The sequence below is a fragment of the Nonomuraea candida genome (genome assembly GCF_000725485.1).
In the GTDB taxonomy this organism is placed as follows: domain Bacteria; phylum Actinomycetota; class Actinomycetes; order Streptosporangiales; family Streptosporangiaceae; genus Nonomuraea; species Nonomuraea candida.
On the sequence record NZ_JOAG01000010.1, the window covers coordinates 147,241 to 159,770 of the forward strand.

The following is a 12,530-nucleotide window of genomic DNA, read 5'->3' on the forward strand; positions in this document are numbered from 1 at the left end:
TCGCGTGGTGGGGATCCTGCGTGGACCCGAGCGCCCGATACAGCACGATCCGGTCGAGGTCGTCGATCGACAAGCAGGATGCAAGCCGAGGCGCGCGCAAGGTCGGCCGAGGAACGGCGCACCGTGCTCGTCGCATGTCCAGAACGATAGATCCACGCGGCCAGGTTGCGGACCTCGGATGGGAACCACCAGTACGGACGATTTCGAGTCAGCAAGAACCGACGCGAACAGGCAGGGCGGCGCTGACCGGTGCGGCCGTTGGGCCCTGACCGGCCGTCCGGGAGCTGGGCTATGCTCCCGCCACGTGGAAGAGAGGTTTCCGGCGCGGCCGGTGCGCGGTGTGGCGGTGCGGTGCTGGACGGCGGGCAACTGCGCTCCCGACTTCGCCTCTTTCACCCTGGACTTCGAGCCCCTTCCCGGCCCGCGTACCGGGTACGAGTTCGTCGCCGATCGGGACTACGGGCTGGACGAGTACGAGCTGGAGCTGCACGAGATGCTCGCGCCCATGATCGACCAGGGCGTGCGGCTCAACCTGACCGGCGAGCCCCGGCCCCGCTACGCCACGTTCATGGCCGACACGACGCCACGCGCGTTCTCGATCGACCGGCTCGACAATGCGGCGGACGGTCCTGCGATCGCGCTCCGCGTGGTCCTGGTCAGCGTCCGTTACCACCTGGTGGACTCCAGCGAGGGAATCCACCAGTACGCCGGCTGGCGCGCCGCGCACAAGGCCCGTTGCCTGCTCGCCGGGGTCCGGCCCGAGGCCGATGCCAGGGACCGCGCCTTGTGAGGCGTTGTCCGTCGCGCAAGAGGTCCGCGCCTGCGGTGGCTTCCTCGGTCAGGTGGGGGTCCTCCGGCGTTGTCGGTCAGGTGGGTGGGTCCTCCGGTGCTGTCGGTCAGGTGGCTGGGTCCTCCGGTGCTGTCGGTCAGGTGGGGTCGGGGGTCCAGGCGGGGTTGCGGCCGGCGAAGCCGAGGGCTCGGTCGAAGGGCGGGGCGTCCTCGGGGACCTCGACCACCGGGCCGAAGAGGCCTTCGCGGCCGGCTTCCTGGCCCGGTTGCGCGGACTCTCTGGTGAACGCGAGGACGGCTTCCGTGTCCTCCGGGGTGCAGGTGAACGGCTGGCCGGTCGCGCGGGCCAGGTCCCAGCCGTGCAGGACCAGCTCGTCCAGCGCCACGACGCCCAGTTGGTCCGCGGGCATCGTCACGCCGCCGGCCTCGGCCGTTCCCTCCCAGGCCTTCGGGTCGCGCCAGGACTCCACCAGTTCGTCGAGCCGCTGCGGAAGCAGCGTGCGCCACTGCGGGTCGAGTCGCTCGGCGCGCGCGCTCGGTCCCGTCGCGCCCTCGGGTGGGGTGATCTTGCGGGCCGCCCAGGTGAACGCCAGCGACAGGCCCATGAGGTGGTCGAGCAGTGCGGCGACCGAGGTGCCGTCGCATGGAGTCGGATCGTTCAGGCGGTCCTCGGTCACGCCGTCCAGCAGGCGTACCACCTCGCGGGCAGCGGAGCCGAGATCGATCGCGGGCATGGCGGGTCCTCTCTGTCGGTTCTCATTCGCCGTTGTTTCGCCGTTGTACTGTGCTGACCTCTCGGAGGCGGAGAAGTCATCGGTCGGCATCGTGCGGAAGTTCGCCGGGCCAGGGATCGCATGGTCTCGGGGTGCCGACGTGGTCCAAGGGGCCTGGGGTGGTCTCGGGGTCCCGGCGTGGTCTCGGAGCGCCGGCGTGGTTTCGGGGTCCCGGCCTGATCTCGGGGTTCCGCGTGATCTTCGAGTTCCCGTCGTCTCCGGGTGCCCGGTGCGGGCCGGGTCGTGTCTGGCGGAGGCGGTCGGGGTGGTTGTATGGTGATCGCGATGAATACCTCCTTCGGTAGATTGGGGGTCCCGTTCGCAAAAGGTGAGTGCTGATGAGCCTCCCTGTCGCGAACGAGGATTTCCGCCTTTCGCTCTGGCTGCACGTACGCGAGTTCGCCGTGCCGCCTTCCATGATCGAACGTGCCACCGCCCGTCGCTCCACCGGAGACTGGGCGGGAGCGTGTGCCGCGGCGCACGTCGACGTCGATCTCAACCTGCGCTCCGCGGCTGACGCCCACGGCCGTGAGTTCGCCGCCCGGCTCCGGGACGATCTCCGTCACCTGGCCCCTGACCTGCTGCGCTGGCACATGCCGCGAGTCGCGCCCGACGGGTTGTTGCGACCGGGGCTGACCGTCTCCCTGGCCCGGTACGAACCGGACGAGCACGGCTGCGGCAGCACCGTGCACCTGGTGGCCCGCACCCCGCCGAGCTGGGCGTCCGCCGGTCAGCGCATCAGCCTGGCGCTGTGGGACGGCACACGCTCCGGCCGGGAACGCACACGCCCCGGACGCGGCGCCCGGACTGGCGGTCGTAGCCGGTCCCCGGACGGTACGCGGTCCGCGGGCGGCTTGCCGTCCGGAGGCGTCATGCCGTCCGGGGTCGGTCTGCATCCGCATCCGCGGCCTCACCGTCGTTTCCGCCTTGATCTGCATCGGCACCTGTGGGACAGCCGCAGGGCCGGTGAGCTGCGGATTCGCTCGGGAGCCGACCTGCCGCCCGTCGATCCAGGGCTGAGCGCGCCGTGGGAACTGGACGTCCTGCGGGGGCGGGGGCCGGACGTGTCACCGGGGCTTGACGTGTCACCGCAGCTCGACGTGTTGCCGGAGCCTGGCTGGGCCGTGAGCCGGTGGGCGGCCGAGGCGGCGATCCTCCTCCGCGCGGAGGGGCGGACCGGCGGCGCGGTCGCCGTGCGGGTCGGCGGCCGGCGTCACCTGGTGTTGCTGCTGGACCCGGCGGACGGCGAGGTCACGGACGGCGGGCTCGCTGCCGGAGGCGCCGCAGGCGATCCTGGCTCCGGGATGGTGAGGTGCGGGGTGGTCACGGCTTCCGCGCCGGCCGGGTTGCCGGTGTTGCCTGATGCGGCCACCTGGGTGTTGCCCGATCTGGCGTTGTTGCGGGCCGGGCTGATCGAGGCCGATCGGCTGCATCCGCTCGTCGCGGCGGCGCTCGTACCGGGACATCCCGGGGCAGGTGCGCGTCCGAGCAGTGCCGGCGGGGCGGGGCCGTGGCTGGTCGAGTGCCGGGGCGCGCGGCATCGGATCGGGGTCGTGGACGGGGTGCTCGTACCGCTGGACCATGATCCGGACGAGATCCGGCGGGAGAAGCTGCTGGCCGCGCTGAGCGGCACCCCGCTGCCCTGTCTGCAGGTGATCGACGAGGCGCACCGCGATCCGGCGTGGCTCCTCGACGTACGGGCCCGCCTGGAGCACGGCGACACCGGCGGCGCGCTGGCCGCCGTGGAAGGGCTGCTCGGAGCCGATGCGTCGCTGCCCGGCGGCCCGCTGCGGGACGAGCTGGAGACAGCCTCGCAAAGACGAGTCGCCCACGGGCTGTTCCGCGCGGGCCTGGCCGGGCTCGGACCAGCCGCCCCAGCCGCACCTGCCGATCATCGCAAGCGCCACAAGCGCCGTTCCCGCCGATCTACGCCCCGCTGACCCACGCCGGCACCGCTCCGACCACATCGCTCGATGCCGCGCGGACCGGCGCGAGCGCCGTTCCCGCCGCTCGGCGCCCTGCTGATCGGCGCGCGCCGTTCCCGTTCACGTCACTGACTGCCTCGCTGACCGGCGGGTCTCAACCCGCGCCGGTCGCGCCGCGTGCCATACCGGCCCTACCAGACTTCGAAGGTGATCTGATGTCCATGTCCCAGGCCCGGCTCGACGTAGCCGCCGACCTGCTCGCCCTGCTCAACGACACGACCACGGAGCCCCGCATCGACCCGCAACTGGAGGCGCTGACCCTGGCCGTCGCGGCCGATCTGCCGGTGCTGCTGTGGGGAGAGCCGGGGATCGGCAAGACCGCGGCGCTGCAGCAGCTCGCCGTGGCGCTCGACCTGCCGCTGACCACGGTGATCGCCAGCGTGCACGAGCCGTCCGACTTCTCCGGCCTGCCGGTGATCGGGGACGATCCCGCCGTCCAGGGTGTTCCGATGGCGCCGCCGGACTGGGCGGTGCGCCTGGCCCGGGCGGGACGGGGGCTGCTGTTCCTGGACGAGTTGTCCACGGCGCCGCCCGCCGTACAGGCCGCGCTGCTCAGGCTCGTGCTGGAGCGGCGGGTCGGCGCCCTGCGGCTGCCCGCCGGAGTGCGGATCGTGGCGGCGGCCAACCCGCGGTCGTCCGCGGCGGACGGCTGGGAGCTGAGCCCGCCCCTGGCCAACCGGTTCGTGCATCTGCAGTGGGCTCATGACCACGACGTCGTGGTACGCGGCCTCGGCGGCACCTGGCCGCTGGCGTCGTTGCCCCGGCTCGATCCGGACCGGTTGCCGGAGGCGGTGGCGTTCGCCCGCCGTGCGGTGTGCGGCCTCCTGGCCACCCGGCCCGCGCTCGTCCACCGGCTGCCGGACAACGAAGCGCGCAGGGGCGGCCCGTGGCCGTCGCCCCGCAGCTGGGAGATGGCGCTGCGCCTGGTCGCCTTCGCCACGGCGGCGGGCACGTCGCGGGATGTGCTGTCCATGCTCGTACGGGGCACGGTGGGCGACGGTCCCGGGCTGGAGCTGCTGGCGAGCATGGACCGGATGGACCTGCCTGACCCCGAGACGCTGCTGGCCGACCCGGCGGCGGCGCGCCTGCCCGAGCGGGGCGACCTGCGGCAGGCCGTGCTCGACGGCGTGGTCGAGGCGGTCAGGAGGCGGCCGGAGCGGGCCCGGTGGGACGCGGCCTGGGCGGTGCTGGTCCGGGCCCTGGAGGACGGCGCCCCCGATCTGGTGGTCGTGCCCGCGTCCACGCTCGCCGCGCTGCGCCGCGCCGACTGGGACGTCCCGGCGGCCATCGAGCGGCTCGCCGGGGTGGTGTCCCTGGGCAGGCAGGCGGACAGGGCCGCCGCACGGGTCCGCGCGGCGGCGGGGGCCGGCCGATGACCCCGCGCACAGCGCCTCTCCACGAGCCGATGACCTCCCGCACGGCGCATCCGCCCTCTCCCCGGAACCCGCCGGTGACGACCCGGACAACGCGTCCCATCCCTCAGGAGAGCCCGCCCGTCACGTCCGCCCGGATGCTGGACGTCGGCAAGCTCTTCGCCGCGCGGCTGCAGGCCGCGCGGGCGCGCCCCTACCTGGCGACGGCGCTGTTCGCGCTGCACGCCGTGGAGTCCAGGCTGGTGCCGACGATGGCCGTGGACCGGCACTGGCGCTGTTACGTCTCACCCGCGTTCGTCGACCGTACTCCGGTGGAGGAGCTGGCGGGGGTGTGGGTGCACGAGGTCTCCCACCTGCTGCGCGACCATCACGGGCGCGGCGACCGGGTCGCGCTGGAGCGCGGGCTGACCGGCAGGGGCGACCGGCTGCGGATGAACATCGCCGCCGACCTGGAGATCAACGACGATGTGTACGGGGACGGCCTCCCCCGGCCCGAGGGCGCCGTCGAGCCTCGGACGCTGGGCTTGCCCGAGGGCGAGCTCATGGAGGACTACCTGCGCCAGTTCCGGCTCGGGCCGTACACGCAGGGGCTGGTCTGGCTTGACTGCGGCAGCGGGGCCGACGGCCTGGAGCGGGAGTGGGACCTCGGGCCGGAGGGCGCGAACGCGCTCAGCACCGAGGAGCGGGACGCGGTCCGGTTCCGGGTGGCGCAGGGCATCACGGCCCGGCCGGGCAGCGTGCCGAAGGGGTGGCGGCGCTGGGCGGAGGAGGCGTTCCATCCGCCCCAGCCGTGGCGGGAGCTGCTCGGCGCCGCGCTCCGCTCGGCGGCCTCCGGGGCGGGCGCGGGCGAGGACTACACCTACGGCCGCCCGTCGCGGCGCGCCACCGTCCTGCCCGGCGTCGTCCTGCCGGCCCTGCGGCGCAGGCCGCCACGGGTCGCCGTGGTGGTGGACACGTCAGGATCGGTCAGCGACGCCGAGCTGGGGAGCGCGCTGCTGGAGGTCGCCGCGATCGTCCGCGCGCTGGGCGGCCGGCGCGACCTGGTGAGCGTGTTGTCGTGTGACGCGGCGGCGCGGGTCGTGGGGCCGCTGTGCCGCGCCGAGGGCCTCACGCTGGTGGGCGGCGGTGGCACGGACCTGCGTACCGGCTTCGCCAAGGCGCTGCGGGCGACGCCCCGGCCGGACGTCGTCGTGGTCCTGACCGACGGGCAGACGCCCTGGCCGCGTGCGCGGCCGGCGTGCCGGACGGTGGTGGGCCTGTTCTCCCGGGCCCGGCCGGCCGCCAGGTCGTGGGACGAGAACGACCCCGACTATGTGCCGGGCAGGCCGCCCGAATGGGCCCGGGTGGTGACCATCGGCTGACCGAGGAGGTCGGCGCCCGGCGCCGCCCCGCGACTCATGACATCGCCGCCACACGCTCCTGGTCCTGGAGGAGGTCCACGACGGTGTCGATGTCGTTGGCGCTCACCGTCTGGTGGAGCCCCTTGTGGATCTCCTCGTCGTCGAGACGGACGCCGCGCCTGGTCGCGTAGAGGACGCCCTCGTCGCTGTAGAAGAAGGACCAGCCGGGGAAGGCCGTACGAAGAGTGTCGACGTCGTAGCCCAGAGTAGTCATGCGGTCACTCTAACGAGCCGTCCCCGGCTGGTCCAGCCGAACAATCGATCACAAATCCCGGTGAAGCGGCCACTCGGCAGCACAGTGAGATCGTTGCCAGAGATCACGGACAGTGCTCGCGGCGCCGACCCGAGCAGCTCTCCGGCGCCGGCCGCAAAGCTCACTATACGCATGAATCCGGCGACCAGGAGTGACGATCGAGCCATCTCCCGGACCGCCGCCCCCAGAGCGAGGGCTAGCCGAGGTGGACCTCCGCCAGCAGCTCGGCCGAGCGCAGCCACGCCTTCCTGTCGACCGCGGAGAACGCCACGATCAGCTCGTCGGCCCCGGTGTGCTCGGCGAAGCGGTCCACGTACGCCTTGACCTCGGCGCGGTCGCCGACGGCCGAGTACTTGGCCATCTGCACGATCTGCTGCCCGGCCGGCGAGTCGAGGATCATGTCGGCCTCCTCGGTGGTGAACGTGCGGCCCCGCCCGAGGAACCGGCTCACCCGCAGCCGCTTGGAGGCCAGGAACTGCTCCTGCGCCTCCTCGGTGGTCTCCGCCGCGATCACGTTGAGCGCCGCGATCACGTACGGGCGGTCGAGCTGCGCCGACGGCTTGAACTCCTGCCGGTAGACCGCGATGGCCTCCTCCAGCGCGGCGGGCGCGAAGTGCGAGGCGAACGCGTACGGCAGGCCGAGCGCGGCGGCGAGCTGGGCCCCGAACAGCGAGGAGCCGAGGATGTAGAGCGGCACGTTGGTGCCCTTGCCGGGCGTGGCGTGCACGCCGGGGATGCGGGTCTCGCCGGTCAGGTAGCCCTGCAGCTCCAGCACGTCCTGCGGGAACGAGTCGGCCGACGAGGGGGTGCGGCGCAGGGCCCGCATCGTCTGCTGGTCGCTGCCGGGGGCCCGGCCGAGGCCGAGGTCGATGCGGCCGGGGTGGAGCGTCTCCAGGGTGCCGAACTGCTCGGCGATGGTCAGCGGGGAGTGGTTGGGCAGCATGACGCCGCCGGCCCCGAGGCGGATCGTGCGCGTGTGGGCGGCGATGTGGGCGATGAGCACGCTGGTGGCCGAGGAGGCGATGCTGTCCATGTTGTGGTGCTCGGCGTACCAGATGCGCCGGTATCCCAGCTCTTCCGCCCGCTGGGCCAGTGCCACGCTGGCGGCGAAGCTGTCGCCCGCCGTCTCGCCCTCGCCGATGTGCGCCAGATCAAGGATGGACAGCGGCAGAGCCATGGGTACGCGCCTTTCGCAGAGTCAGTTCGAGACCTGGCACTGCACAACAGCGGCGAATGCCACGTTATTTCATGACCGGCTTCATGACCGGCTCATGACCGAGCCCCCGCGGGCGCGGCGCGGGGGCTCGGGACCCTCAGGACCGGGGTGGCGCGCCTTTCAGGACGCGGTGCAGGTGAGCGCGGACGGGGTGCTCTGGCCGGAGCCGCCGGCCAGGAAGCCGAACGTGGTGCTCGCGCCCACCGCCAGAGCGCCGTTCCAGCTCAGGTTCGTGACGCTGACCTGGCCGCCGGAGCCGGACAGGGTGCCGTTCCAGAGCTGCGAGATCGTCTGCCCGCTCGGGAGGGTCCAGCCGACCGTCCAGCCCCGCATCGCGGAGGAGCCGGTGTTCTTCACGGTGACCTCACCCTGGAAGCCACCCGTCCACTGGCTCGCCACCTTGTACGTGGCCGTGCAGCCGCCGCCGGGCCCCGTCGTGGGCGTCACGGTCGGGCTGACCGTCGGGCTGACGGTCGGGCTCACGGTAGGGCTCACCGTGGGCTGCGGGGCGGCCATGGCCAGGTCGTACGCGCGCTGCGGCACGAACTGCCCCGCCGCCGCGATGCACCCGTCCGCCTCGCCGGGCGGCTTGACCCACAGGTAGGCGTCGATCGCGGGGTCGCCCGTCTCCGTGGTGCTCCAGATGCCCGTCGCGCGGCCCGCGGGGTCGCACCACTCGCTGCCGGACGGGCCGTTGCCGTTGCGGCTGGTGTCGATGACCGCCTTCAGCCGGGACACGCCGGTCGCGGCGATGACGCTCTTGGCGTACGACACCAGCCCGGGCGTGGCCCGGTAGTTCGAGGTGTTGACCGCGATGCCGTCGGCGCTGTTGGCCACGTCGGCCCCGACCAGCCTGGAGGCGGCCTCCGAGGCGGACAGCCAGCCGTCGTGGCCGATGTCGAAGTACACCTTCACCTGCGGGGACGCCGCCTTGAGCTTCTTGCCGGCGTAGGCCATGGACGCCTTCACCTCGGCCTGCTCGGCGGAGTTCATGCAGTTGGTCATGATCGCCAGGGCGTCCGGTTCGAGGACGACGGAGGCGGGCCGGCCGGCGATCCCGGCCGCGATCTGGTCGATCCAGGCGCGGTAGGAGGCGTGGTCGGGCGCGCCGCCGGCGCTCGGGCCGCCGCAGTCGCGGTTCGGCATCGCGTACACGGCCATGATCGGGATCTTGCCGGCCGCGGCGGCGGCGCCGACGTACGCGTCCACCTGGCCGCGCACGGCCGAGGGGTTGTACGTGGCGAACCACCGGCCCTGCGGCACGGCGGCGATCCGGTCCCTGATCACGGCGGTACGGCTGTCGCCCGGGTTGGCGGCCACCCATTTGGCGGCGTTCGTCTGCGGATCCACGTAGAAAGCGGAGTCGGCGGCCTGCGCGGTGGAGGAGGAGAGGACGACCGCCCCCGCCACGGCCGTGGCGGCCGCGGTGAGGAGCACCGCCAACATGGGCCTTCTGCGAGACATGTAGATAACTCCGTCCGTCGGGTGGGAGCGCTCCCACAGGCACCCCGGATGCTAGGGAGCCGCCCGCCGCGGACAAAGACATCGGATCGGTCGACAGGCCCTCACCCCAGGTCGGGCCCGCTTTCATCGGTGAAACTTTCAGCCAGGCACGCCTCGAAGACCGCGGTCAGCCGGTCGACGTCGGCGGGCGTGGGCTCCGTGGGGCCGACCCGGCGGCGCATGGCCCCGATGCCCAGGAAGACGGCCGCGGCCATACGCGCGCGGCCTCGCGCGTCGGGCCCGGAGAGCTTGGCCTCCAGCGGGTCGATGACCGCCGTCAGCAGGCGCTCCCTGGCCACCTCGCGCACCTCGGGGTGGCTGGCCGAGCGTTCGAGCGTGCGCAGGATCGGGCTGTCCGGCGGATGGCGCATGCGCTCGGCCGCGTATTCGGCCAGCCGCCTGGGCAGCTCCTCCGGGGCGCTGTCGAACAGCACGCTGTAGCCGGGCTCTCCTTGCAGGACGGCGCCGAACAGGCCCGCCTTGGAGCCGAAATAGCGGCCGACCAGGGCGATGTTGGCCTCCGCCGCCGCCGCGATCATGCGTACGGTCACCTGCTCGTAGCCCTGCTCGCCGAAGAGGGCGCGCGCCGCTTGCAGGATCCGCTCCCGGGTGGCCTCACGGTCGCGTGGCCTGGCCTCAGTCACCTGGGGGTTCATGCCCGAACTCTACTGAACGCACACTCACTAGCCGCGCGGCTAGCAAAGCTTGTAAACAGGCGTATACTCAAAACGGATAAATGTGCAAGAAGGGGATGTGGTGCGCGTGGTAGCTCAGGCTCAGCCCGCATCCCCCGCGAGGCGGCACTACTCCCACCGCGAAATCCTCGAGGTCATGTCCGGGCTCATGCTCGCGATGCTCACGTCGATGATCTCGACCTCCGTGGTGGGCACCGCGCTGCCGACGATCGTGGGGGAACTAGGCGGTCAGGACCAGTACTCATGGGTCGCGAGCGCGACCATGCTGACGATGACGGTGTCGACCCCGCTGTGGGGCAAGCTGTCCGACCTGTTCGGGCGCAAGCTGCTCTTCCAGCTGGCGCTGGCGCTGTTCGTCGCGGCGTCGCTGGTCGCCGGGCTGTCGCAGAACATGGGGCAGCTCATCGCCGCGCGGGCCGTGCAGGGGCTGGGTGTGGGCGGCCTGTCGGCGTTGTCCCAGGTGATCCTGGGTGACATCGTCTCGCCCCGCGAACGCGGCCGCTACTCCGGCTACATGGGGGCCGTGTTCGGGATCTCGACGGTCGCGGGGCCGTTGCTGGGCGGGTTCATCGTGGACGCCGACTGGCTGGGCTGGCGCTGGTGCTTCTACGTGGTCGTGCCGTTCGCGCTGGTCTCCTTCGTGGTGATCCAGAAGGTGCTGAAGCTGCCGCGGGTCAAGCGCAGCACCTCGATCGACATCTGGGGCGCCACCACGATCACGGCCAGCGCGAGCGCGCTCATGCTGCTGCTGACCCTGGGCGGGAACGAGTTCGAGTGGAACTCGGTCTGGACGTACTTCCTGGCGGCCATCGCCCTGCTCTCGCTGGCCCTGGCGGTGTTGTCGGAGCGCACCGCGCGCAACCCGATCCTGCCGCCGCGGCTGTTCCGCAACCGCACGTTCGTGCTCACCAGCCTCGCCTCGCTCTTCGTCGGCATGGCGATGTTCGGCGCGATGATCTACCTGCCGCAGTACCTGCAGATCGTCAAGGGGCTCAGCCCGACCAACTCGGGCCTGATGACGCTGCCGATGGTGGCGGCGCTGTTCCTGGCCGGCGTGATCTCCGGGAAGATCGTCACCCAGACCGGCAAGTGGAAGATCTTCCCGGTCGCGGGCCTGCTCATCGTGGCCGTCGGGCTGTTCCTGCTCTCCCGGCTGCACGTGGACTCCAGCGAGTGGCTGATCGGGTTCGACGTGGCGGTGCTGGGCACCGGGCTGGGCCTGTCCATGCAGATGCTCATCCTGGCCGCGCAGAACGGCTCGGAGCCGCGTGACATGGCCTCGACCACGTCCGGCGTGTCGTTCTTCCGCTCGCTGGGCGGCGCCGTCGGCGTGGCCGCGTTCGGCGCGATCCTGACCACCCGGCTCAAGGACGAGATCGCCGAGATGCTGAAGGCCGCGCACATCTCGATGCCGGGCGGCGGCTCGGAGGTGCAGCTCGGCAGCCCGAGCGCCATCCAGCTGCTCCCGGCGCCGATCAAGAACATCGTGCTGGAGGCGTTCACGCGCGGCCTGGAGACCGTGTTCATGGTCGGCGTGCCCATCGCGCTGCTCGGCTTCGTCGCGGCGCTCTTCCTCAAGGAGCTGCCGCTGCGCGGGTCGGGCGGGCCGGCCGCGCCGGAGCCGAAGCCGCTCGGCAAGGACGACCTCGTCCTGGCCGGGCTGCTGCTGGAGCTGATCGCGCAGCGCATCGAGCGGGTGAACGGCGAGCGCTCCGCGCTGCTGACCGCCGTGGCCGACATGGCGCCGCGCGACGGCCGCTCCGAGCGCGAGCGGGCCAGGTCGGTCGCGCAGAGCGTGCTGCGGCCCACCTCGCGCGCCCTGATCGCGCAGGCCACGCCACTGCAGAAAGACCTCGTAACAGGAGGAATCTCGTCATGATTCGCACGTTTGTGGGCGCCGTCGCGGCCACCCTGGCCATGCTGGCCGGGTTGTGGCTGATGATCGCGCCCTTCGCCCTCGGCACGCAGCCGGAGGACGCCGACTGGACGAACGCCACCCAGTCGGAGTTCTTCTCCGGGCTGGCGGTGGCCGTCGTGGGGCTCGCGGGCGCGATCGCCTTCGCGCTGTCCATCTACGAGGAGCTGGTGACGCGCGGCCTGGTGGTGCCGAAACAGCGCGCCGCCGAGCCGGAGCCGGAGCCCGAGCCGGTGCCGGCCGCCGCGCCGCAGGCGTCCTCCGCGGACCTGGCCGGGCTGCTCGCGCCGCTGGTCGAGGCGCTGCGTGAAGACCTGAACACCGCCCGCCACAGCGGTGAGCACCGCCAGAACGGCAAGGCGCCCCTGGTCGGAGTGGAGGAGACCCGATGAAGGCCAAGATGGGCGTGTCCGCCCTCATCCTGTTGTTCGTGGCCGGCCTGTGGCTGGTCGCCGCGCCGTTCGCGGTCGGTTACCAGCCGCGGGGCGCCGAGTACGTGGACGCGACGGTCAACGACCTGTGGCTCGGCGGCGGGATCGCCGCGCTCTCGTTCGTCACCCTCGTGATCTACGCCGCCGACGCGCTGCGCGACCTGGCCCGGCGCGGCAAGCACGCGGACGTCTGACGC

At 72.4% G+C, this 12,530-nt stretch carries 12 protein-coding genes; 7 read left to right on the forward strand and 5 right to left on the reverse strand.

All coding sequences use genetic code 11. The annotated features are described in order from the left end of the window. The first annotated feature begins 304 nt into the window (after positions 1 to 304). Positions 305 to 790 carry a hypothetical protein gene (locus IO39_RS10470; RefSeq protein ID WP_157548154.1) on the forward strand — a complete coding sequence of 162 codons (486 nt, stop codon included), beginning with the start codon at positions 305 to 307 and terminating at the stop codon, positions 788 to 790. Positions 791 to 926: 136 nt separating this feature from the next. On the opposite strand, the gene IO39_RS10475 is transcribed toward IO39_RS10470, so the two are convergent. Continuing rightward, positions 927 to 1,523: a TIGR03086 family metal-binding protein gene (locus tag IO39_RS10475; RefSeq protein WP_043619716.1), complete on the reverse strand. Its 597-nt coding sequence runs from the start codon at positions 1,521 to 1,523 to the stop codon at positions 927 to 929. 377 nt (positions 1,524 to 1,900) lie between these two features. Here IO39_RS10475 and IO39_RS10480 point away from each other — a divergent pair, with 377 nt between their 5' ends. The 3 genes from IO39_RS10480 (at position 1,901) to IO39_RS10490 (ending at position 6,281) form a co-directional block, all read left to right on the forward strand. Continuing rightward, positions 1,901 to 3,502, forward strand: coding sequence for a hypothetical protein (locus tag IO39_RS10480; protein ID WP_043619718.1), 1,602 nt, complete (start codon positions 1,901 to 1,903; stop codon positions 3,500 to 3,502). Positions 3,503 to 3,702: 200 nt separating this feature from the next. Beyond that, a complete protein-coding gene (locus IO39_RS10485; protein WP_043619721.1) occupies positions 3,703 to 4,923 on the forward strand; it encodes an AAA family ATPase in 1,221 nt (406 codons plus the stop codon). 134 nt (positions 4,924 to 5,057) lie between these two features. Then, entirely contained in the window at positions 5,058 to 6,281 is a 1,224-nt protein-coding gene (locus IO39_RS10490) for a vWA domain-containing protein (protein ID WP_043619725.1), read from the forward strand. 34 nt (positions 6,282 to 6,315) lie between these two features. On the opposite strand, the gene IO39_RS10495 is transcribed toward IO39_RS10490, so the two are convergent. From IO39_RS10495 to IO39_RS10510, 4 genes are all read right to left on the reverse strand, one after another. After that, on the reverse strand, positions 6,316 to 6,534 hold the full coding sequence (locus IO39_RS10495; RefSeq protein ID WP_043619726.1) for a hypothetical protein: 219 nt from the start codon (positions 6,532 to 6,534) through the stop codon (positions 6,316 to 6,318). A gap of 235 nt (positions 6,535 to 6,769) precedes the next feature. Further along, the gene (locus IO39_RS10500; protein ID WP_043619729.1) at positions 6,770 to 7,750 is read right to left on the reverse strand and encodes an LLM class flavin-dependent oxidoreductase; all 981 of its coding nucleotides are present in this window, start codon (positions 7,748 to 7,750) and stop codon (positions 6,770 to 6,772) included. Positions 7,751 to 7,909: 159 nt separating this feature from the next. Further along, positions 7,910 to 9,235, reverse strand: a complete 1,326-nt coding sequence (locus IO39_RS10505) for a glycoside hydrolase family 6 protein (protein WP_043619731.1) — start codon at positions 9,233 to 9,235, stop codon at positions 7,910 to 7,912. A 119-nt stretch (positions 9,236 to 9,354) separates the two neighbouring features. Then, positions 9,355 to 9,948, reverse strand: coding sequence for a TetR/AcrR family transcriptional regulator (locus IO39_RS10510; RefSeq protein WP_043619732.1), 594 nt, complete (start codon positions 9,946 to 9,948; stop codon positions 9,355 to 9,357). A gap of 97 nt (positions 9,949 to 10,045) precedes the next feature. Here IO39_RS10510 and IO39_RS10515 point away from each other — a divergent pair, with 97 nt between their 5' ends. From IO39_RS10515 to IO39_RS10525, 3 genes are read left to right on the forward strand one after another with little or no spacing between them, the layout of a single operon-like run. Beyond that, on the forward strand, positions 10,046 to 11,866 hold the full coding sequence (locus IO39_RS10515; RefSeq protein WP_281200069.1) for an MDR family MFS transporter: 1,821 nt from the start codon (positions 10,046 to 10,048) through the stop codon (positions 11,864 to 11,866). After that, positions 11,863 to 12,294: an SPW repeat protein gene (locus IO39_RS10520; protein WP_157548158.1), complete on the forward strand. Its 432-nt coding sequence runs from the start codon at positions 11,863 to 11,865 to the stop codon at positions 12,292 to 12,294. The genes IO39_RS10515 and IO39_RS10520 overlap by 4 nt, the downstream gene beginning before the upstream one ends. Continuing rightward, the gene (locus IO39_RS10525) at positions 12,291 to 12,527 is read left to right on the forward strand and encodes a hypothetical protein (protein ID WP_043619736.1); all 237 of its coding nucleotides are present in this window, start codon (positions 12,291 to 12,293) and stop codon (positions 12,525 to 12,527) included. The genes IO39_RS10520 and IO39_RS10525 overlap by 4 nt, the downstream gene beginning before the upstream one ends. Positions 12,528 to 12,530: the final 3 nt, after the last annotated feature.

Bases quoted from the DNA above. Each gene is read 5' to 3' on its own strand.
- IO39_RS10490 (WP_043619725.1), top strand. From the start codon at position 5,058: ATGCTGGACGTCGGCAAGCTCTTCGCCGCGCGGCTGCAGGCCGCGCGG.
- IO39_RS10495 (WP_043619726.1), bottom strand. From the start codon at position 6,534: ATGACTACTCTGGGCTACGACGTCGACACTCTTCGTACGGCCTTCCCC.
- IO39_RS10510 (WP_043619732.1), bottom strand. From the start codon at position 9,948: ATGAACCCCCAGGTGACTGAGGCCAGGCCACGCGACCGTGAGGCCACC.
- IO39_RS10520 (WP_157548158.1), top strand. From the start codon at position 11,863: ATGATTCGCACGTTTGTGGGCGCCGTCGCGGCCACCCTGGCCATGCTG.
- IO39_RS10525 (WP_043619736.1), top strand. From the start codon at position 12,291: ATGAAGGCCAAGATGGGCGTGTCCGCCCTCATCCTGTTGTTCGTGGCC.
- IO39_RS10475 (WP_043619716.1), bottom strand. From the start codon at position 1,523: ATGCCCGCGATCGATCTCGGCTCCGCTGCCCGCGAGGTGGTACGCCTG.
- IO39_RS10480 (WP_043619718.1), top strand. From the start codon at position 1,901: ATGAGCCTCCCTGTCGCGAACGAGGATTTCCGCCTTTCGCTCTGGCTG.
- IO39_RS10505 (WP_043619731.1), bottom strand. From the start codon at position 9,235: ATGTTGGCGGTGCTCCTCACCGCGGCCGCCACGGCCGTGGCGGGGGCG.
- IO39_RS10485 (WP_043619721.1), top strand. From the start codon at position 3,703: ATGTCCATGTCCCAGGCCCGGCTCGACGTAGCCGCCGACCTGCTCGCC.
- IO39_RS10500 (WP_043619729.1), bottom strand. From the start codon at position 7,750: ATGGCTCTGCCGCTGTCCATCCTTGATCTGGCGCACATCGGCGAGGGC.